At 45.7% G+C, this 20298-nt stretch carries 27 protein-coding genes; 15 read left to right on the top strand and 12 right to left on the bottom strand.

The window, feature by feature from the left end; genetic code table 11:
• Positions 1–110 precede the first annotated feature (110 nt).
• Positions 111–884, top strand: coding sequence for an Rpn family recombination-promoting nuclease/putative transposase (locus tag NG795_RS21900; protein ID WP_367290760.1), 774 nt, complete (start codon positions 111–113; stop codon positions 882–884).
• 152 nt (positions 885–1036) lie between these two features.
• Here NG795_RS21900 and NG795_RS21895 read toward each other — a convergent pair whose 3' ends face one another.
• Positions 1037–1570, bottom strand: a complete 534-nt coding sequence (locus tag NG795_RS21895) for a helix-turn-helix domain-containing protein (RefSeq protein ID WP_367290759.1) — start codon at positions 1568–1570, stop codon at positions 1037–1039.
• Positions 1571–1959: 389 nt separating this feature from the next.
• Here NG795_RS21895 and NG795_RS21890 point away from each other — a divergent pair, with 389 nt between their 5' ends.
• From NG795_RS21890 to NG795_RS21865, 6 genes are all read left to right on the top strand, one after another.
• Positions 1960–2289 (top strand): hypothetical protein, encoded by a 330-nt coding sequence (locus tag NG795_RS21890; RefSeq protein ID WP_367290758.1) that lies wholly within the window; start codon positions 1960–1962, stop codon positions 2287–2289.
• Complete coding sequence (locus NG795_RS21885) at positions 2289–2495, top strand: hypothetical protein (RefSeq protein ID WP_367290757.1); 207 nt, start codon at positions 2289–2291, stop codon at positions 2493–2495. The genes NG795_RS21890 and NG795_RS21885 overlap by 1 nt, the downstream gene beginning before the upstream one ends.
• Before the next feature lie 5 nt (positions 2496–2500).
• Positions 2501–3031 (top strand): hypothetical protein, encoded by a 531-nt coding sequence (locus NG795_RS21880; protein WP_367290756.1) that lies wholly within the window; start codon positions 2501–2503, stop codon positions 3029–3031.
• Between the two features lie 58 nt (positions 3032–3089).
• Entirely contained in the window at positions 3090–3446 is a 357-nt protein-coding gene (locus NG795_RS21875) for an Rpn family recombination-promoting nuclease/putative transposase (RefSeq protein ID WP_367290806.1), read from the top strand.
• A gap of 80 nt (positions 3447–3526) precedes the next feature.
• Positions 3527–3679: a hypothetical protein gene (locus tag NG795_RS21870; RefSeq protein ID WP_367290755.1), complete on the top strand. Its 153-nt coding sequence runs from the start codon at positions 3527–3529 to the stop codon at positions 3677–3679.
• A gap of 61 nt (positions 3680–3740) precedes the next feature.
• Positions 3741–3932: a hypothetical protein gene (locus NG795_RS21865; protein ID WP_367290754.1), complete on the top strand. Its 192-nt coding sequence runs from the start codon at positions 3741–3743 to the stop codon at positions 3930–3932.
• Position 3933: 1 nt separating this feature from the next.
• On the opposite strand, the gene NG795_RS21860 is transcribed toward NG795_RS21865, so the two are convergent.
• Entirely contained in the window at positions 3934–4866 is a 933-nt protein-coding gene (locus tag NG795_RS21860) for a cobalt-precorrin 5A hydrolase (protein ID WP_367290753.1), read from the bottom strand.
• Positions 4867–5029: 163 nt separating this feature from the next.
• Entirely contained in the window at positions 5030–6970 is a 1941-nt protein-coding gene (gene gyrB / locus NG795_RS21855) for a DNA topoisomerase (ATP-hydrolyzing) subunit B (RefSeq protein ID WP_367290752.1), read from the bottom strand.
• Between the two features lie 222 nt (positions 6971–7192).
• On the opposite strand from gyrB, the gene miaA reads away from it, so the two are divergent.
• The 4 genes from miaA (at position 7193) to glcD (ending at position 11383) form a co-directional block, all read left to right on the top strand.
• Positions 7193–8128 carry a tRNA (adenosine(37)-N6)-dimethylallyltransferase MiaA gene (gene miaA, locus NG795_RS21850; RefSeq protein WP_367290751.1) on the top strand — a complete coding sequence of 312 codons (936 nt, stop codon included), beginning with the start codon at positions 7193–7195 and terminating at the stop codon, positions 8126–8128.
• A 51-nt stretch (positions 8129–8179) separates the two neighbouring features.
• Positions 8180–8941, top strand: coding sequence for a GDSL-type esterase/lipase family protein (locus tag NG795_RS21845; RefSeq protein WP_367290750.1), 762 nt, complete (start codon positions 8180–8182; stop codon positions 8939–8941).
• Positions 8942–9093: 152 nt separating this feature from the next.
• Positions 9094–9816, top strand: a complete 723-nt coding sequence (locus tag NG795_RS21840) for a class I SAM-dependent methyltransferase (protein WP_367290749.1) — start codon at positions 9094–9096, stop codon at positions 9814–9816.
• A 91-nt stretch (positions 9817–9907) separates the two neighbouring features.
• Positions 9908–11383, top strand: coding sequence for a glycolate oxidase subunit GlcD (glcD, locus tag NG795_RS21835; protein ID WP_367290748.1), 1476 nt, complete (start codon positions 9908–9910; stop codon positions 11381–11383).
• Between the two features lie 122 nt (positions 11384–11505).
• On the opposite strand, the gene NG795_RS21830 is transcribed toward glcD, so the two are convergent.
• Complete coding sequence (locus NG795_RS21830; RefSeq protein WP_367290747.1) at positions 11506–12165, bottom strand: hypothetical protein; 660 nt, start codon at positions 12163–12165, stop codon at positions 11506–11508.
• A gap of 293 nt (positions 12166–12458) precedes the next feature.
• On the opposite strand from NG795_RS21830, the gene NG795_RS21825 reads away from it, so the two are divergent.
• Complete coding sequence (locus NG795_RS21825; RefSeq protein ID WP_367290746.1) at positions 12459–13142, top strand: HD domain-containing protein; 684 nt, start codon at positions 12459–12461, stop codon at positions 13140–13142.
• A gap of 32 nt (positions 13143–13174) precedes the next feature.
• On the opposite strand, the gene NG795_RS21820 is transcribed toward NG795_RS21825, so the two are convergent.
• Positions 13175–14047 (bottom strand): S-methyl-5'-thioadenosine phosphorylase, encoded by an 873-nt coding sequence (locus tag NG795_RS21820; protein ID WP_367290745.1) that lies wholly within the window; start codon positions 14045–14047, stop codon positions 13175–13177.
• Between the two features lie 86 nt (positions 14048–14133).
• Complete coding sequence (locus NG795_RS21815; protein WP_015147308.1) at positions 14134–14487, bottom strand: phage holin family protein; 354 nt, start codon at positions 14485–14487, stop codon at positions 14134–14136.
• A 129-nt stretch (positions 14488–14616) separates the two neighbouring features.
• On the opposite strand from NG795_RS21815, the gene NG795_RS21810 reads away from it, so the two are divergent.
• Positions 14617–15117: a pentapeptide repeat-containing protein gene (locus NG795_RS21810; RefSeq protein WP_367290744.1), complete on the top strand. Its 501-nt coding sequence runs from the start codon at positions 14617–14619 to the stop codon at positions 15115–15117.
• A gap of 272 nt (positions 15118–15389) precedes the next feature.
• On the opposite strand, the gene NG795_RS21805 is transcribed toward NG795_RS21810, so the two are convergent.
• The 3 genes from NG795_RS21805 to trpC form a co-directional block, all read right to left on the bottom strand.
• A complete protein-coding gene (locus NG795_RS21805; RefSeq protein WP_367290743.1) occupies positions 15390–16535 on the bottom strand; it encodes a pyridoxal-phosphate-dependent aminotransferase family protein in 1146 nt (381 codons plus the stop codon).
• A 154-nt stretch (positions 16536–16689) separates the two neighbouring features.
• Positions 16690–16953, bottom strand: a complete 264-nt coding sequence (locus NG795_RS21800; RefSeq protein WP_367290742.1) for a DUF5340 domain-containing protein — start codon at positions 16951–16953, stop codon at positions 16690–16692.
• A gap of 343 nt (positions 16954–17296) precedes the next feature.
• Positions 17297–18178, bottom strand: a complete 882-nt coding sequence (trpC, locus tag NG795_RS21795) for an indole-3-glycerol phosphate synthase TrpC (protein WP_367290741.1) — start codon at positions 18176–18178, stop codon at positions 17297–17299.
• 259 nt (positions 18179–18437) lie between these two features.
• Here trpC and NG795_RS21790 point away from each other — a divergent pair, with 259 nt between their 5' ends.
• Positions 18438–18623, top strand: coding sequence for a hypothetical protein (locus NG795_RS21790; RefSeq protein WP_367290740.1), 186 nt, complete (start codon positions 18438–18440; stop codon positions 18621–18623).
• Complete coding sequence (locus NG795_RS21785; protein ID WP_367290739.1) at positions 18604–18951, top strand: type II toxin-antitoxin system PemK/MazF family toxin; 348 nt, start codon at positions 18604–18606, stop codon at positions 18949–18951. Before NG795_RS21790 ends, NG795_RS21785 begins: the two co-directional genes overlap by 20 nt.
• Before the next feature lie 96 nt (positions 18952–19047).
• On the opposite strand, the gene NG795_RS21780 is transcribed toward NG795_RS21785, so the two are convergent.
• The 3 genes from NG795_RS21780 to NG795_RS21770 are packed head-to-tail and all read right to left on the bottom strand — an operon-like array spanning position 19048 to position 20144.
• Complete coding sequence (locus NG795_RS21780; RefSeq protein ID WP_367290738.1) at positions 19048–19176, bottom strand: hypothetical protein; 129 nt, start codon at positions 19174–19176, stop codon at positions 19048–19050.
• On the bottom strand, positions 19173–19682 hold the full coding sequence (locus NG795_RS21775; RefSeq protein WP_367290737.1) for a type I restriction endonuclease subunit R: 510 nt from the start codon (positions 19680–19682) through the stop codon (positions 19173–19175). Before NG795_RS21775 ends, NG795_RS21780 begins: the two co-directional genes overlap by 4 nt.
• Positions 19683–19715: 33 nt before the next feature.
• Positions 19716–20144 (bottom strand): hypothetical protein, encoded by a 429-nt coding sequence (locus tag NG795_RS21770; RefSeq protein ID WP_367290736.1) that lies wholly within the window; start codon positions 20142–20144, stop codon positions 19716–19718.
• Between the last annotated feature and the right edge of the window lie 154 nt (positions 20145–20298).

Below are 20298 nucleotides of genomic sequence, written 5' to 3'. Positions count from 1 at the left end.
TAAGCCAATGGTATTAAATTGAGTTAAAATATAGGATTTTCAAACTCTAGTTATGATAAAATAAAAGTAAATCCAGCCATCACCCTGGAGTGCCATCTACTCTTTCTGACATGGAAACAGACCCCATATTTTACCGACTGTTTAAACAACAACCCAGTTGCTTCTTTGAAGTGATTGGTCGTCCAGCCTCCGAAGCAGAGGCTTATGAATTTTCCTCCGTGGAACTCAAACAAACGGCTTTTCGGATTGATGGGTTGTTTATCCCCAAAGCCGAGTTTCCCGAAATGCCGCTGAATTTGGTGGAGGTACAATTTTACAGCGACAAAAGATTTTATGCCAATTTGTTTGCCGAACTCTTTCTCTACCTGCATCAAAACAATCCCGCTCAAAACTGGCGAACCGTGGTTATTTTTGGCCGACGCAGTTATGAACCGAAGGAACTCGTACCCTATCAAGCACTCCTAAATTCCAATCAAGTTCAGCGCATCTATCTGGACGAGTTGGAAGAGGTCCCAGAAACCTCGTTAGGAATGCAGATTGTCCAGTTAATCATTGAGAAGCAAAACGCCAGTGCAGCGGAAAAAGCCAAACAGCTAGTGGTTCAGGCAAGGCAGGAAATGACCGATGACGCCAAACGCTCAGAAGTTGTAGAATTAATAGAGACGGTCGTATTGTACAAGTTTTCTAAATTAAGCCGCGAGGAGGTAAAAGAGATGATAGGCGTGAATGAATTCAAGCAATCCAGGCTGTATCAAGATATTAAGCTCGAAGGCAAACTCGAAGTGGTTCCGCCGTTGCTGTCACAGGGATTTACAGTTGAGCAAATCGCGCAAATGCTGGGTTTAACCGTTGAACAAGTGCGCCAAGGGATTCAACAAACCTAGGTTTGCTAAGGGTTAACCTATTTTAATCTGGGGTAGGGTGATTGACTCTACTCCAGTATTTTTTTACCCAGAATAGTGGAATCAGGGGGTAAATCAATCAAAATCATTAAATTGGTTCAAAGAAATTGATTTAAACTAAAATTAATTTTTCTTTATTTGAGGGAATCTAGGACTTGAAATAATGGTAAATCCATCGTTTCTGCAATTTGTTCGGGAGTTAACCCTAGTTCATTGAACTTGGAGATAGTCTTTAGAATTCTAGGGTCTAAGATATTTTGATTTGAGCTTTCGTGATTTGGGGTGGGATATCGATGTGAGTCAGGATTGACCGCTTCTTTCTTGTTTAATTCCAAATTATCCGGATTAGCACAAAGGTTGAGGTTACCAATTTGGACTGGATTACCAATAATTTGATGTTGAGAATTTACAAAGCCCAACCGTTCAATCGTAGCGCAAAAATTTGATTTGTTTAATTCCTCACCTAAAACCTGGGACAAAATTTGCCAAAGTTCGTATCCCTCATCCTTGACATGACCCATCGTACATTTATACTGTTCTGCAATGTCTGCATACTTCTCACCATTAAAGACGCCCTTCAAAATTGCCATTTGCAGATTATCAAGATGTTTACCCGTTTGCTGAAACACTAAGTCATCAATTGATTTCAACACCGATTGCCAGTTCATAGTGCCGCGATCAACCCTCCCAAATTCTTCCCTATCCGCTATTATCCGCTACTATCCGCCCTTTTAAGATTTTTTTAAGAAAAGAGCCGTCTTTTTCCGTCCTTTTCCGACTTGTCTAAAGGAAAAGGAGCAGAAGACAATAAGGATTGAGCAGGCGATCTCGCTGCCCGAGCTTGAGCAATGCTTGTGTAGGGGCTTGCCAGTGAAGCTTGCTACCTTGACTCAAATCGTAAACGGAGGAACTCTCGGGATTGCAATAGTGTGCGATCGCGCTCTGCCTTGACCCTTGGGAGCATTCTCAGTCCTACGGTCAGATCTGAGCAAGACTAGGGGTGAGGGGCCATAATTTGCCAAAAATCTGAATTAACAGGCACAAGGAGCAAAACATTATGATTGATCTAATCGTCGGATGGGTCCAAAACTTCTTTAATTTTTCTAATGTCACGCAGTTCAAACCCGTAGAAAAATTAACCCCTAGTCAAATGGGGTATAAATTTGAGCATGACGAACTCAAACGCTTAATGCTGAGACTCAAACGATTTGAAACGGTTGAATTCACCGATGTAGGTGGTACTCCCCTGACTCCCCAAAGTATAGATAATCGGTATGGTAAAGATGGGGGTATTGATTGCGTCATTCGGATTATTGCTCCCACGGAAAAAGGCGCAAAAAATGTGGCCACACGAATTAGAAATATTTTGGTAACAGGGGATTATTGATGGCCTACCAGAAGATTGCCTTAGAGTATAAAGATCGGCATTTGACTCGCCCTATGCTAGATCAGATTGTAGGCGCTCAACTCCGAGCGGTTCCGGATGCAACAGAAATCATCATTCGATGCCGTTCAGTAGCCAGGACAGCCTATGAAGCGGTGGATTCCTACTCCATTAAAATTACGATAGTTGCTCGGGAAGTTACCCCATAAAACCTATGAAATACACCCTTAACTTTGCCCTTCATTTGAAAAAAGAGGGTGAATATATTGTCTATGATCGCGAGAGTTTTGCAGAAAAACCTATTGGAATATCCGTTCCCGATATTGTTACAATTTTTGAGAAATTAATTCAATCATTTGAAACAACTGGACTACTTGAGCAGCTTCTTCCTGAAGTTCAGGATGCTAACCCGGATCAAGAGGAGAGGGTTCAGGGTGAAGTCAAGGAATTGGATCGGCAATCCAGTCAAAAATCACACATTAAAAGTCTATCTGGTCAAGTCTACTATTGTCAAAGCCAAAAATTAAAGGATAGCCAAGCATTTCATGAGTTCACAAAGGATTTGGTTCAGTATCTAAACAGTTGTCTTTCCAAAATAAATGCCGATAACTTCCTTAAGGAGGACACGAGCAATTTGGTTTCAGGTATCAAAGAAGTATTTGAATTAAGAAATTATTTAATTATCTACATAAGGACTTCTAAAAAGCAGTACAAAGAGGGATATCTATACGTCATGGAGAACTAATCTTGCTGTGCTGTAGTTCATCTAAACCGTATCATCTGGAACAGTTAATTCGGAATCTATTGAAGGTGACATAAACATCATACAAGTTATTAAACCTCTTGCAAAAATCTCTTGGCCCCCCTTAATCAAACGCGCAGAAGTTGTAGACTTAATAGAGACGGTCGTATTGTACAAATTTGCTAAATTAAGCCGCGAGGAGGTACAAGAGATGATAGGCGTAAATGAATTCAAGCAATCCAGGCTGTATCAAGATATTAAGCTCGAAGGCAAACTTGAAGGCAGACTCGAAGGCAAACTCGAAGGCAAACTCGAAGTCGTTCCGCCGTTGCTGTCACAGGGATTTACAGTTGAGCAAATCGCGCAAATGCTGGGTTTAACTGTTGAACAAGTGCGCCAAGGGATTCAACAAACCTAGGTTTCAAGCGAGGTTAGAACCCTCAACCGGGCGGTAGGGTTATGAATCCTACCGCCCGGTTTATTGACAAAATATGATGGGTGGAGTGGCTATCTTTTAAAGAAGCAGGGGTCAGAACTGGTTTGCAGAAATCTCGGGTAACCGCTATCTGCCTTGCGGAAAAAGCCAGACAGATTGTGGTTCAGGCAAGGCAGGAAATGACGGATGAAGCCGATCGCGCCGAAGTTGTTTAGTTGATAGAGACGGTGGTATTGTACAAGTTTTCGTTCATTCAGCAGCGAGGAGGTAAAACAGATGATAGACGTGAGTGGATTCAAGCACTCCAGACTGTATCAAGATATTAAGCTCGAAGGCAAACGTGAAGTAGTCCCGCAGTTGCTATCCCGGGGATTTACAGTAGAGCAAACGGCCCAAATCTTGGGACTAACTGTTGAACAAGTGCGTCAAGGGATGAAAGAAACCCTAGAGGGGATAACCCATCCCTAACTCACTGTTTTCCCTCACGTCCTGTATATTCTTGCTCGGCTTGCGCGATCGCCACCGTCACGGCACCCGGTTCCCCCTCTAATCGAAAAATTTGCTTAGGAACGAGCAGAGAATTGCGCGTTTCCCCCGAGGAGGTCCACCCTTGTGCGGCCACGATCGCCGCTGCTTCTGCCACGCTGGGAGTGCCGATTTTCTGTGCCACCACCGTTGACGGGGTGGGAACTGTAACCGACTTCAAAACCTCTGAGGGAAAGGTTTTCAAGGGCCACTGACGCGCCTCGCACAACTCTAATAATCCCACTTCATCGGCTTTACTATCAATTGTAGCAATTCCGGCAATCGCCCCTTGTGCGAAATGACGAGACTGACAAACTTGAGCGATCGCCGTTTCCACCACCTGCCGCGAGGTTCCTCGTTCGCAACCCACTCCCACCCACAAGACTCGCGGATGCCACTGCACCTTGGGAAATTCTGAATTTGGTGCAAATTGGCGTTGCATAGCACTAATCCAGACTCTTGCCTTGGCGGGTTTTGGATCATCCTGCAATTCTAGGATGAATGGATGATTTTCGGGTAAATTCTCTTGCCAGAGGGTGCAACCCACTTCTTGGATGACTTCTACGGGTTCCTTCCGGGCGATCGCCGCACTGACAGCAGTCCACTGACCCTCCCCTCGGTTCCAGCCAAAGGGTACGCCTAGCACATCAATTCCGGGCAATTTCAACGCCGAGGATGCGCCGGTGAGGACGGGGGTTGCACCGATTTGAGCGGCGACTGCCTGAGTTAGGGAGTCAGCACCCCCTTGATGTCCACTACATACACTAATGGTAAATTTCCCCGCTTCATCAACCAGAGAGAGTAATCGTTTGACTCCAGAAGGCGTAACGGCGATCGCGGCGATCGGCTGATAATCTTCAAACCCTAACAATTTCAACGGACAATTCCTGATATTCAACGCGCCAGTCTATTCCATTTATCCGCTATAGGGGGGCAGTTTTTATACTGCCCCTATCCTATCGGATGTTCTGCCTAAAATGAACTCAGTCCTGAGTAGATTCCGGTGACTCACCCTACCCTTGACTCAGGACCACTGACCCTTAAATATCCAGATCCATGAGTTTGAGTTGAGGACCGTAGGTTTCGATGAATTCGCGACGGGGTGCAACCCGATCGCCCATTAACACCGTAAACACGCGATCGGCTTCTGCCGCATCCTCAATTTCCACCCGCTTCAAGGTGCGACTTTCTGGATTCATCGTCGTTTCCCAGAGTTGAGTTGGCATCATTTCACCCAACCCTTTGAACCGCTGAATCGTGTAGTTGGCATTGGCGGGGAATTCGTTGCGGACTAGGTTTTGCAGTTCGCGATCGCTGTAACAGTAGAAATGATTCCGGCCCCGTTCTACTTTATACAGCGGCGGACAAGCAATATAAACATACCCTTGATCCACCATATCCCGTTGATAGCGATAGAAGAAGGTGAGGAGCAATGTGCGGATGTGAGCCCCATCTACATCAGCGTCAGTCATGATAATGATACGATGATAGCGCAGTTGTGAGGAGTCAAACTCTTCCCCTTTAATCCCTAAACCGAGGGCGGCGATTAAGGCTTGGATTTCGGTATTTTTGTAAATCTTGGCATCATCGGTTTTTTCGATGTTCAAGATTTTACCGCGCAAGGGGAGGATGGCTTGGAAACGGCGATCGCGTCCTTGTTTGGCACTGCCTCCCGCACTATCCCCTTCTACAATGTAGATTTCACTTTCACTGGGGTCTTTGGTACTACAATCCGCCAGTTTTCCAGGCAAGGGAGAGGATTCTAAAACCGATTTCCGGCGAACCAATTCCCGGGCGCGTCGGGCAGCTTCTGCGGCATTAAATGCTTGAAGGGCGCGTTCTAAAATGGCATCCGCCACACTGGGGCGAAATTCTAAATACTCGGTGAGCACTTCACCCACCAAAGAATCGACAATTCCCCGGACTTCGGTATTGCCTAATTTAGTCTTGGTTTGTCCTTCAAATTCTGGGTCCGGCACTTTCACGGAAATCACGGCCGTTAACCCTTCCCGAATATGCTCACCGCCGAGGTTGGAATCTCCTTCTTTGAGTTTATTCCGTTTGCGAGCGATCGCATTCATCGTCCGAGTCAGAACGGCTTTCAATCCTTCTAAGTGCGTTCCGCCATCAATGGTCCGGATGTTATTGGCAAATCCCAAAACGTTATCCGTATAAGCATCGATGCACCATTGCAACGAGACTTCCACATGAACATTATTACGTTCGCCTTCAACGTAAATAATTTCTTCATGAAGGGGCTGTTTGTCTCGGTTCATGTATTCTACATATTCCCGAATTCCCCCTTCATAACAATAGGTTTCAACTCTGGGCTCATTATTTTTGAGCAGGTCAATCCGATTATCAGAAAACGTAATTTTAACCCCAGCATTGAGGTAGGCCAGTTCGCGCAATCGTCCTGCTACAGTGCTGTAATCAAATTCAATGCCGGTACTGAAAATTTGCAGGTCCGGTTTAAAGCAAACGGAGGTTCCAGTGCGATTTTCTTTAATCGGTTTGGCTTCCAATTCTCCAATGGCTGCACCCCGTTCATACCGTTGGGTATGGACTTTTTTCTCCCGCCAAACTGTGACTTCCACCCATTCCGATAAGGCGTTAACCACGGAGATACCCACCCCGTGTAATCCTCCAGAGACTTTATAACCGCCCCCTCCAAATTTACCTCCGGCGTGGAGGACAGTCATGACGGTTTCCAGGGCGGACCTCCCTGTTTTAGAATGGACGTCGGTCGGAATGCCTCGACCGTCATCGGTTACGGTACAAGAGCCATCCGGGTTAAACTCGATTTCAATATGGGTACAGTGGCCAGCAAGCGCCTCATCGATCGAGTTGTCCACAACCTCGTAAACTAGATGGTGGAGTCCTCGGGGTCCGGTGGTCCCGATGTACATCCCCGGTCGCTTGCGTACTGCTTCGAGTCCTTCAAGAACTTGTATTTGGTCAGCGCTGTAGTTGCTGGTCATACCACGATAGCTCCATTAATCAGGCTTTTGCAGCCCACAAAGTGTCAGAATACCAAAAACTGTCAAAATTATAACATTAAACGGTTGTCAGCGATGATAGCCCAATTAGAAGAGAAATTTTTTGGGGGGATGCAGGGGGGATTGGAGTGATGGGGAGGATGGGGAGAATCGGGAAGATGGGGGGGATGAGTAAGGACAAATGACCAAGGACAAATGACGATCATGCCTAAATTAATTGTAATTTGTGGGGCGACGGCGACGGGGAAATCCAGTCTGGCATTGGATTTGGCCCAGCGTCTGGGGTCGCCAATTTTGAGTGCGGATTCCCGTCAGGTGTATCGCGAGTTCGATATTGGGACCGCTAAACCCACCGCTGGCGATCGCAGGAAGGTCCCTCATTATCTCCTGGATATTTGTGATCCGACGGATAATTTAACCGTGGCGGATTATCAGGACCAGGCGATGAAGGCGATCGCTGAGGTTCATCGCCAAAATCAAGTCCCCTTATTAGTCGGAGGGACCGGATTGTATTTGAAAGCGGTGGTTAAGGGGTTAAAAATTCCCCGAGTGGCCCCTAATCGGGAGTTGCGATCGCAGTTGACTACCTTGGGTCAAGGTCAATGTTATGCCATGCTGCAACAGGTGGACCCCGAGAGTACCACCCGAATTCATGCCAACGATGCGGTCAGAACTCTGCGGGCATTAGAGGTATTTTACGTCACGGGCTGCCCAATTTCTCAACAACAAGGGGAAAATCCGCCCACTTATCCGATTTTACAGATTGGTTTAGACTGTACAAAGGTCGAAGACGGCGATCGCCGAATTTTAAGTCGCACTCAGGAAATGTTTGAGGCGGGTTTGGTGGCTGAGGTAGAATCAATCTGTGCCAAATATGGGCCGGACTTACCCCTGCTTCATACCCTCGGATATGCTGAAGTTAAGCAATATCTGGCAGGAGAAATTTCCCGGGAAGAAGCGCAGGAATTAACGGCATTACATACCCGCCAATTTGCTAAACGGCAGCGGACTTGGTTCCGAGGCGATGGCACTATTGAATGGTTTGCCGTGGATCAGCCCGATTTGTTAGAACGGGTCTGGCATCGAGTTCAAGGGTTTCTGGAACAGCCGAAAGTCGCCGATGTTTCGGGTAGTTTTTGACAAGTCAGAAGCTTGAATCATGACTCTTTTCATCAGGTTTAAATACAGTTTATGAAATCTGCTAAGTTTGAACCCAAGTTTATTTTATCCTTAACCTTCAATGCGATCGCATTGATTCTCGCCCTGGTCTTGATTGCCAAAAGAGGAGGAATTTCCTACATTTTAAGACAAATCCGGTCAAATCCCCCCGAAAATTCTTCTCAGGCTTGGGCTGATATTTACTATCAACATCGCCGGAGTTTGTTTGAAGGTCTTCCAGAAGTCAGCCGTCCCATTATTTTTCTTGGCGATAGTTTAACCGATTCCTGTGAATGGAACGAAATTTTAAATCATACCCAAATTTTGAATCGGGGGATTATCGGCGATACAACCGCTGGGGTTTTGCAACGTTTAACTCCCATTCTCGCCTCTCAACCGCGTCAAATTTTTCTACTGATTGGTATTAATGATTTAGCTAGAAAAAAAGATTTTTCGGAAATTTTAGCGAATTATCAACAAATTTTAGCGACCATTCAACAACAATCCCCACAAACCGAAGTTTATGTCAAAAGTGTTTTACCCATCAACAAAAGACTTTTTGAACAAGGCCCTACCAATGAAATGATTAGAAATTTTAATACTCAACTGCAACGGTTAAGTGACAATTTCTCTTATTCTTATATTGATTTACATTCTCAACTGGTGGATGAAAATCAACAACTGGATGAACGCTACACCCTAGATGGGTTACATTTGAATGGGACTGCCTACTTGATTTGGAAAGAGGCGATCGAAAATTATGTGGAACGCGATGCTGAGGGAGATGAAGGATGAAGGATGAAGGATGACGGATGAAGGATGAAGGATGAAGGATGAAGGATGAAGGATGAAGGATGAAGGATGAAGGATGAAGGATGAAGGATGAAGGATGACATAAGACCCATGACCAATGATATAAGACCCACAACATTACCCGAGGTGAATTGATGGATTATCTTAAATTTATTGAAATGCTTCCTCATTGTTATGAAAATTGGGGTGAAGATTCAGTCAAACCCTGTTCTGACAAGTTCCAGGAGGTACTCGATCGCGTCCAAGGGACGACGACAGCGAATTTGATGCAGTTAATCAATTTAGCAGTGTCTTGTCTGGAACCCGGGGAAATTTATTGTGAAATTGGCACCTATCAAGGGTCGAGTTTAATTGGTGCATTGCTGGATCAAGGCGATCGCCAAGCGTATGGGGTGGATAATTTCTCGGAATGGGATGAGAGTAGCGAGAGTTATGAAACCCTGATTGAGAATTTAACCCAGTTTAAGGTGTTGGATCGGGTGGAGTTTTACAATGAAGACTTTGAGAGGTTTCTTCTCGATCTGCGCGATCGCCAACCCACGCCTAAAGTTGGGGTCTATTTTTATGATTGTGCTTATGACTATCGATCGCAACTGATTGGGTTACTGTTCATGAAAAACTTTTTAGCCGATCGCGCCTTAGTGATTGTCAACAATGGTCACTGGAAAACCGTCCAACAAGCCCAAAAAGATTTTATCGCCGCTCACCCTGAATGTCAAGCGATCGCCGAACTCTCTACCGTAGTCGGGGAAGCAACATTTGGCAATGGAATTCAAGTGCTCAGTTGGACAAGTTTTTCCAAAAATCCCTATTCTGCTGCTTCCGCACAGAGTCGCGATCGGCAACCCGTTGGATAACAAATTGCAGGCAGTTTTGCCCCAAAATTATCCTAAATATCCGGATAATTTAACCTCAAACTTTGATAACCCCTAAGCAGGAAAAATTACCATGCTGGCCCAAAAGACCCAATCAGAACGCGACTGGAAACCGATTATTAAAGAATTTGAACGAGTTGTCGGTAAAAATGGAGTAGTGCGACGAAAAGAAGAACTCCTCACTTATGAATGTGATGGATTAACCAGTTACCGCCAACGTCCTGCATTAGTGGTATTGCCGCGAACTACCGAACAGGTTTCTGAAGCGATTAAAATCTGCGATCGCCATAACATTCCCTGGTTACCCCGAGGCGCAGGAACCGGACTCTCCGGCGGTGCATTACCCATTGAAAACTGCGTCTTAATCGTCACCTCATTAATGCGAAAAATCCTCAAAGTTGACCTAGAAAATCAGCGAGTTGTCGTCCAACCGGGCGTCATTAATAACTGGGTTACCCAAACCGTAAGCGGTGCAGGATTTTATTATGCCCCAGACCCTTCCAGTCAAATTATCTGTTCCATTGGGGGTAATGTTGCCGAAAATTCGGGCGGGGTTCACTGCCTCAAATATGGGGTTACTACCAATCATGTTTTAGGGTTAAAATTAGTTTTACCTGATGGTTCCATTGTCGATGTGGGAGGAGAACTCACTGAAATGCCCGGTTATGATTTAACCGGCTTATTTGTAGGGTCAGAAGGCACATTAGGAGTCGCCACGGAAATCACCCTTCGCATTCTCAAAACCCCGGAAGCCATTTGCGTTCTCTTAGCCGATTTTACCAGCGTTGAAGATGCCGGGGCGGCAGTTTCTGCCATTACCAGTGCAGGCATCATTCCCGCTGGCATGGAAATGATGGATAACCTCAGCATTAATGCCGTAGAAGATGTCGTTGCCACCGGATGCTATCCCCGGGATGCCACAGCCATTTTATTAGTAGAAATTGATGGATTGCAAGTCGAAGTTGATAAAAACAAAAAGCGAATTTCTGAACTCTGCAAGCAGAATGGGGCGCGAAATATTACCTCGGCCAGTGACTTAGAAACCCGGATGAAATTATGGAAAGGGCGCAAAGCAGCTTTTGCCGCAGCGGGACATTTAAGCCCCGATTATTATGTTCAAGATGGAGTCATTCCCCGGACTCAACTGCCTTATGTCCTAAAAGAAATTGAGGCACTTAGCGAAAAATATGGCTATCGGGTCGCCAATGTCTTTCATGCTGGAGATGGCAACCTTCATCCCTTAGTTCTATATGATAATGCTATTCCCGGGGCTTTAGAACAAGTGGAAGAATTAGGGGGAGAAATTCTCAAACTCTGTGTTAAAGTTGGGGGAAGTCTCACCGGAGAACATGGCATTGGGGCCGATAAAAAATGCTACATGAGTGAAATGTTTAATGAAATTGATTTAGAAACCATGCAATGGGTCCGTACTGTGTTTAATCCCAAAGGATTGGCAAATCCTGACAAACTATTTCCCACTCCCCGAACCTGTGGAGAAGCTGCCAATGCCCTACAAACTCAAAAATTTGAGGGGATAGAGGCTTTTTGAGGGTCGATTCTAGTGAATCAATCCATTTGGAACCTCTCAAAAACAGGTGATTCTAAAAAGCCCCCCTTTTTAAGGGGGGTTGTGGGGATAAAATCCAGTATTTTGCAAAAAGTCAACTGGGTTTAATACCGCTTGACCTTAAACTCATATTGGAGAAAAGTATTGGGGTCTAAAGGCGGAAATTTTTGTTTCCAATTGGAGACAATATAAAAGTAATTCTTGGCATCTTCCAAACAATATTCGTAAATTCTATTAATAATTTCACTGGAATTTTCTTTTTGAGACAGGACCCGCTTGGCATTCCGGCGAATGTAAAGGCCATTGATTTGTTTATCAATGTTGATATCCAGATATTCAAATAATCCATTTAATCCGCCGCGATATCGAGATTGTTTGGGGTCATATAAATCTAAAATCGTTAAGGGACTGATGTCGGGTTTGAGTCTCAGGGACCGGATTCGCTTCGTCAAACAATATAAATCACTGTTAATAATATTGAATCCGACGAAAATTTTATCCTGGAATAATTTCAAATCATTAATAATTTCTTTGATTAAATATTTTTCTTCTCGATGATTTTCAATTAGTTGAATTTTAATATATTGAGAATCGGTAGATTCTAAAATTCGAGTAATTGTGTAACCGAAAATTCTTTGTTGAACCTTGTTTGGCGTGATATAAACTGGAAAAAATTCTAAATCAATAAAGACTAAACTATGGAGAGGACCCTGATAAAAATTGTTAATGAACTGAGTTTCCAGACAGAGTTCTTTTTTCCACATGGTAGCCTACAATACAAGAAGATAGTTAATAAGAGATATACTATATCATACAATTCTATCGGTATTTTCATGGCAACTGACTGGGGTTAATCGCCGCAAGGCCCTATGAAAGTTGGGAACCTCTCCTGGAGATTCACGGCAACGGCAGGATTGCCGAGTTATCCGAAGTAATTGTCCAGGTTTCCCCGGGGAAATCCGACGCCGGTCCTCCGCCTCCTACGGATGCCTGGAGAAAATCACTCTCGTGAAGTTTGACAGTGACCGCAGTGGCAGGCTACAACCGAGGAGACTGTTTGTGTGGACACAATTATTTTAGGCGATCGCGGGTATTCATGAGCTATGTAGATGGATTGGGCCTCAAATTGACTTGGGACGCCTTGTTAGAACAGTTTTCTGCCGATCGCAAACTCGGTCAAAAAGTCTTATTTAATTTAGTTACTACTTATTGTCATCCCCAACGCTATTATCATAACCTCGGACATATCCAATTGATGATGGAAACCTTGGACCCGATGAAATATCTAGCCACAGATTTTTCGGCTATTTATTTAGCAACTTGGTTTCATGATATCATTTATGACCCGACTGCCTCTGATAATGAGGAAAAAAGTGCGGAATATGCTGGGGAAATCTTACCGAAATTAAACCTTCCCCCCTCAACTATTGCCGCCACTCAAACCCTAATTCTCAAGACGAAACACCATGAAGCGGCAGAGGATGAACAGGATTTGCAAATTTTTCTGGATGCAGATTGGGCAATTTTGGGGGAAGAACCCTCAGAATATCAGTTTTATACTCAAGCCATTCGTCGAGAATTTGTGGCATTTTCAGAAGCCGACTATCGCCGGGGGAGAACCCAATTTTTGGAAGGAATATTACAGCGCGATCGCCTGTATTTTACACCTCTGATGTTTGAGGAACGAGAGGCGATCGCCCGCCGTAATTTAAAACAAGAAATTCACACCCTTTCCAGGTAGGGTCAGCCGTCCCAACCCTACCCCAATCAACCTTACAAATATTTCTGCAAAATCACCTTTAATTTATCCTTAATCCGAGGCGGCACTCGATCCATTGGGGTTAAAATTGCATATTTTAACGCCGAATGTGCCTTACTTTCCGGTGGATTTTCACCCAACTGCCGGACCACTTCTTGAATCACTTTTTGGGCATGATCCGCATTGGCATGGAGGTGATCCAATATCATCTCTACCGTTACACTATCATGCATCGGATGCCAACAGTCATAATCCGTAACCAAGGCCAAAGTTGCATAAGCAATTTCCGCTTCCCGGGCCAACTTTGCCTCGGTTAAATTTGTCATGCCAATGATACTCGCCCCCCAACTGCGATACAAATTAGATTCAGCTTGCGTAGAAAAAGCCGGACCTTCCATACAGACATAAGTGCCGCCGCGATGCAGATTAACCTCCGGTAAATTCAAACTCGCCACCGCATCTCCGAGGATTTCTGCGAGGCGATCGCAAACAGGTTCCCCAAAGGCAATATGAGCAACAATTCCCTCACCAAAAAAGCTAGACATCCGATGTTGAGTGCGATCGATAAACTGATCCGGAACCACCATATCCAGCGGTTTCACCTCCTCTTTCAAAGACCCCACCGCTGAAGCCGAAATAATATAATCCACCCCTAATTGTTTCAAAGCATAAATATTAGCCCGAAACGGAATTTCTGAAGGCATCAAACTATGGTGACGACCATGACGGGCTAAAAAGGCCACCCGAATGCCATCTAAACTCCCAACGATCGCCGCATCCGAAGGAGAACCAAAGGGGGTATTCATCGGCACTTCTTCGATATCTTTCAGCGCCTCCATTTGATAGAGTCCGCTTCCCCCAATAATGCCGATTTTAACGGGTTCCATTGTATCCTAATTCCTCTATTGTTTCAAAACAAAGCCCGCTAATGCGGGCTTATCTTAACGAATTTTAAATTAAATGGGGTCGATTTTTAAGCATTCGTTCCCTCTTTCACCAAATGCCCGATCGCACTCGATACCAACGAGAGCACGATGGCTCCAATGATAGCCGGTAAAAAGCCATTCACATCAAACCCGGGGGTCAGATATCCCACCAGGGCCAGCGTGATACCATTAATCACCAACAAAAATAACCCCAAAGTCAAAATCGTTAAAGGCAACGTCAAAAGCACCAGAATCGGTTTGACAATGGCATTAATCAATCCCATTAAAATGGCAGCAAGGGCAGCGGATGAAAACCCAGCGACATAGATACCGGGGACAACATAGGCTGTAATCAGCAGGGAAATGGCCGCAACCAACCAAGTGATGATAAAACCGATCATAAGTCTGTCTCCAGGGTGACTTCACCTTAAATTGTAACCACAAATTTGGGCAATTAGCCCCCAAATGCAGTACCCTGAGCTATAGACCTGGTTGGGTTAGTGTAATCAAGAACCTTAAAAAACTCCGTTATGAACTGGCGACATTTAGCGGCTACTGTGTTAGCACTCCTGCTCTTATTCATGCCCTCACCGGCATTAGCGCAAGCCTATAAATACTATCCACCCCCGTTGTCCTATAGCAATGCCCAACTTTCCGGGAAAGACTTTTCCGGGCAGTTTTTAAGGACCGCAGAGTTTTCTAATGCGGATTTGCAATTCACCAATTTCTCGAATGTTCAGGCAGAGGGGGCCATTTTCAGCCTCTCCATGATGAAAGATGCGAATTTTCATGGGGCGGATTTGACCAATTCCATGCTGGAATGGACCAATTTAACCAATGCCGATTTTACCGATGCGGTGTTAGTCGAGGCGCTGTTTCTCGGTGCGAATGTCAAAAATATGAAGATTACAGGTGCAGACTTCACCGATGCCATTTTGGATGGGGATCAAGTCAACAAACTCTGTAAAAATGCCAGTGGCGTCAATCCGAAAACCGGGGTGGATACTCGGGAATCCCTCGGATGTCGGTAAGCTATCCTCACCCGGCGGGGGTTAAAACCCCCGCCTAACAGCTAAAGTCGGTTGAAACCGACTGAAAGTCTTATGGGGTGAGGTTTTTATTTGGTTTTTAACCCACTGTAGGGAGTTCTCTCCCGCCGGAGTTGGGAAGGTGGCAAAATGTTAGTTTCAACCGACTGAAAGTCTTAGGAGGTAATGTTTGTAGTCGGTTTTAACCGACTTAAGCTATTAGGCGGGGGTTTTAACCCCCGCCGGTTGTTGCCTCAGAACGAGGAGAGGTTAGGTTAGGATTCCCCTAGAATTTTGGCGGCAGCGGCGACACCGGCACCGACTTGGGTTGCCTTACCGAGTTCTTGCAAGGCGGCTTCTAAGGCAGCAATGGCGGTTAGAATGTCGCGATCGCTGACAAATCCCAAATGCCCAATTCGGAAGATTTCACCCTTGAGGTGGTCTTGTCCTCCTGCCATCACGATATCAAACCGTTTCTTAACAATGGACCGAATTTGTTCCGCATCGGAAGTGGCAACCGCAGTAATCGATCGCGCTGCTGCATCATCCGGCGCATAGAGTTTCAACCCCATTGCCGTTGCTGCTGCACGAGTAGCCTTCATTTGCCGTTCATGGCGTTTGAAGATATTCTCTAACCCTTCCTGCTTCATCATCCGCAGGGTGGCTTGCAACGCAAAAATCAGGTTAACTGGGGGCGTAAACGGACTGCTATTTTTATCCGTAGCTTTCTTGTATTTGCCCAAATCCAGATAAAATTTTGGCAGTTTAGCCGTTTTGTACGCTTCCCATGCTTTGGCGCTAACGGCAACAAAGCCTAGTCCCGGGGGAATCATAAAGCCTTTTTGTGACCCAGAGGCCACGACATCCAGTCCCCAAGCGTCGATCGGCACATTCATCGCCCCTAAACTGGTGACCGCATCAACGATAATTAATGCCTGACCATGAGCTTTAACGTGACGATTGATGGTTTCTAGGTCATTGACTACCCCCGTGGAAGTTTCGCTGTGGGTGACAATGACAGCTTTAATTTCTTTGTTGGTATCTGCTTCCAACTTTTGCCGGAATTGCTCGGGGTCCAACGCTTGTCCCCATTCAGCAGTGATGTTGTCTACGGTGAGGCTATAGGCTTTGGCAACTTGAGCCCAACGTTCCCCAAATTTACCATTACTACCCACAATCACGCGATCGCCTGGACTCAGGAAGTTAATGATTCCCGCTTCCATCGCGCCAGTCCCCGACGCCGTAAGCATCAAGACATCGCTTTGAGTTTGATGCAGCCATTTCAAATTTTCGGTCACCTCAGCGATGACTGCCTCAAATTCTTTGCTCCGGTGGCCTATGGGATGTTTTGCCAAGGCTCTTAATGCTTGTTCTGGCACCGGAGTAGGGCCCGGAATCATTAGCATCAGCTTGTCGTCCATGAAATTTAGTCCTAATGCAATTAAATTTAAGTATGAGGAGTTCCGATAGATGCCTCCCGTAAGGCTCTGTACCGGCGAGTGCTGTTGCTGAATGCGCTTTCACCCGAATCTTTGATTCTACTGGGTTACGGGATTAGATGCAAGAGCTTGGTGCTTACTCAGGAGGGGCAGAATTTCCAGGGGTCTTAGCAGCCGCCACTTCGTTAAGGGACCAACGGTGTTCTACCGGGATATTTTCACGCTGAAACTTGGACTCTAGCTGCTTCTGTTGGCTTTGGGCTTTTCTGAGGGTCACAATCAGTTGTTGCACCTGTTCCCTAGCGGATGGATTCTGATTTACGGCATAGAGGGTTTGCCGTTCCAAGAGTTGCAGAAGCAGTTCGTAGTGAATGGGGGAAGGAAGAGGAATGGGTTCCATATATTGCCGCAGCGGTCTCCCGTAAATGGATATCCAATTCCGAGGGAATCAGACATTGCATTTTTTTAGTATAGGGGTACGGCGGGGGTTAAAACCCCCGCCTCATAGCTAAAGTCGGTTAAAACCGACTAAAAATATCAACTCATTAAGACGAGCAGTACGGCGGGGGTTTATAACGTTGGCGGCCTGTAGTGGCGCTTCGCGAAGCGCCACTACGTCGGTTAAAACCGACTAAAAACATCAACTCATAAGACCAGCAGTCGGTTTCAACCGACTTTAGCTGTTAGGCGGGGGTTTTAACCCCCGCCGTAGTAGTAGGGGCGCTTGAGTCCCGGATGGGCAATTACTCGGGAAAAATAGCAGCGAGGGCTTCCCCTGGGTCGGGTTGTTTCATAAAGGCTTCCCCAATCAACACCGCTTTAGCACCGGCATCGACCACTCGCTTGAGGTCATCGGGGGTCTGGAGTCCCGATTCGCTGACCACGATGATATTTTCGAGGCGATCGCGCCGTTGTTCCAGCAGTTGACAGGTTGTACCTAAATCGACGGTAAAATCTTCGAGGTTGCGATTATTAATGCCAATTAAAGTTACCCCATCCAAAGCTAATACCCGGTCCAGTTCTTCTAAGGTATGCACTTCAATTAGGGGAGTTACTCCTAATGCTTTGGCAATTTTAATAAAATACTGTAAGTCTTTATCCGAAAGGATTGCGGCAATCAGCAACACCGCATCCGCTCCATTAACCCGGGCTAGATAAATCTGATAGGGATAGATGATGAAGTCTTTACAAAGTAAGGGTAAATCCACGATTTCGCGGACCGCTTTGAGGTAGTCAAAACTGCCTTGAAAGAATTTACTATCGGTGAGGACGGAGAGACAGGCGGCCCCACCTTTTTGGTAAGATTGGGCGATCGCCACCGGGTCGAAGTCTTCGCGGATCACCCCTTTGCTGGGAGAGGCTTTTTTAATTTCCGCGATCGCCGCCGGTTGTTTGGATGCTGACACCAGGGCCCCCAGAAAATCCTTCGGTGCAGGGACTGCCTGGAGGAGTTTTTGTAACTCTAGCAAAGGCTGGCGATCGCGCCATGCTTCTACTTCTATTTCTTTATGCCAAACGATTTCTTCAAGAATATGTCGAGGTTCAGCATCAGGCACCTGGATTTGATAGCGCATCGACTTGACGCCTACAGCAGGATTGGGAGGACGGCGGCGAATATTTGGCATGGGGGTTAGAGTCAATCAACAGCAATAACAGCAGGGCGAGGAAAAGAGACCTGACCCGCGTCGTCTCTACCTCAGTAGTAAAGATTTAACCACAAAAGGGGCCGTTAGCATTGATGTTCCCTCTCTAAGAGGTTCAGAATTTTTTAGTCCCTAATTTAGGCAGGCAACAACTTAGGGAGGCGATCGCCGGGACAATATCTGGCCTAAACTGGTTTAACATAGAACAAAAAGCAATCCGATAATTCCAAGGTAGGGAACAATGGACGCACTGATAGAGACCCTCAATGCCAAATTAACCCAATGGGAACCCGATGTGGCGGAAGCAGTACGTCAAAGCATTTCTGAGATTATAGAAATGGCCGATCGCAACCTTCTGGATATCATGCGATCGCGCCTTGTCGAACAGGAGGTATTAGATTTAATCGATGAACCCGAAACCCGGTGAAATCTGGCTGGTCGATCTGGGATTAGCTGCAAAAATGCGACCTGTTATCATCGTCTCTCGTGCCGATCCAAATCCGCCTAGAGCATTGGTGGTCTATGTTCCCCTAACCACTCAAAATCGCGGGAGTCCCTACGAGGTGGTACTCCCCAAATTACCCTTTCTTGATCGCGATTCTGTAGCGAATGTTCAAGGGTTGGGGTCTGTCCCCACCGTGAGGCTAGAGCGAAAATTGGGCAGACTACCAGAAGACATCATGCTTCAACTCAAGGCAGCTATCTCATTTGTATTAGATTTGGAAACTGACCCTCCACAGGATAGCCCGGATTAAGTCTACTTTGTTAATTCCTAAGCCCGTTGTAAAAAGGGGTTTTATAGAGGTTGACAATTGGGGGGAGTCAATCAATTTCTCAATTAAACCAACAGTTCACGCGATCGCCATCTGTCCCAACCGTTTGAGAATCTCTAACACCTCATAGAGTTGATTCCGCCGAGGCAGCAGGGAAAACACACTTGATAATTCATATTGGGGAAATTCTTGATATTGCAGTTTCACAAAAATAAAATTTCCCCATTCGTCACCATCCCAAAAACCGGGCGTTGGGGATTCGGATGAGCCATCATATAAGCTAACGTTTGCGGCAAAGCCATTTCTAAGGAAAAACTGGTTTCTTTAGATTCAATCACCACCACCCACAACCTTTCCAAAAGCACCAACGCATCAATCCGACCCCGATAAATTATCTCATCCCGTTCAGCGGTAATTTGCACAGTCGGTTCCGTGATAAACCGAAAGGGAGGCTCAAAAAATCCCGCCAAATCCAGGAGGGGGGATAACACAATTAATTTAATCGTTTCTTCTCCCAGTTGACCATCAGAGAGTTGGTAAAAGTATTTTTGCTGAATACCATCAAGGATTTGGTGCTCCGAGGCAGTCAAGGTATTGTCCGGGTTTAACCACTCGTGGAAAAATTGGTCATCGGTACTACGCTGAAGATTAAATTGGGTTTGCAGTTGTCTGAAGGTTTTTAAAGTCACCTCTATGGGTAAAGTTGGGTTCATAGTTGAACAGGGAGAGCAATGATTAGGCGGGGGTTAGCGACCTAATGTGGCTAGAGAGGGTTGGGTTAACTGCTCAATGGAGAGCGATCGCATCACCGCTTCAATTTTGTTGTTGCCGCCGATTTCAAAAAATAAATGAATCCAGTCGGAAGCGGGAAGAGAGAGGGTTTTTAACCAAGGAGAGGGAGTGACTTGACCCCATCCCACAATCGTACCCAACGTTTGAGGAGGTTGAGTTTCTATTTCTAGGTTGGGGTTAATTTGTACATCCAGGCGAATGCAAGAACAGAGAATTAGTTTTAGGGGTTGGTCAACCGATGCCACTTCCGAACCAGCACCCCTGCCATTGAGTTCCCAGTAGTAGTTCAGATTCAGGACATAATCGTAGGGAAACTGCCAACCCATTGACAGTAATTCAGCTTCCGTAAAGTCGTATTGTTGCCAAACTTCTTCAAATTGCATAAATTTTGGAAGATTAATATTATAGAATTAAGGAAGCAGGGGAAAATGGGTTTCTCCTCTAGTTCCCGGTTTACCGAATACGTTCAAAGGTTGCTCGCCGGGTGCACCCCCTCCCGGGCCATTGTAAACTCTGGCATAACAGAAACCATCCGGT

Source organism: Laspinema palackyanum D2c (assembly GCF_025370875.1).
Classification (GTDB): domain Bacteria; phylum Cyanobacteriota; class Cyanobacteriia; order Cyanobacteriales; family Laspinemataceae; genus Laspinema; species Laspinema palackyanum.
Note: the sequence above shows the minus strand (reverse complement) of the source record. Positions and strands in the feature narration are given on the sequence as shown.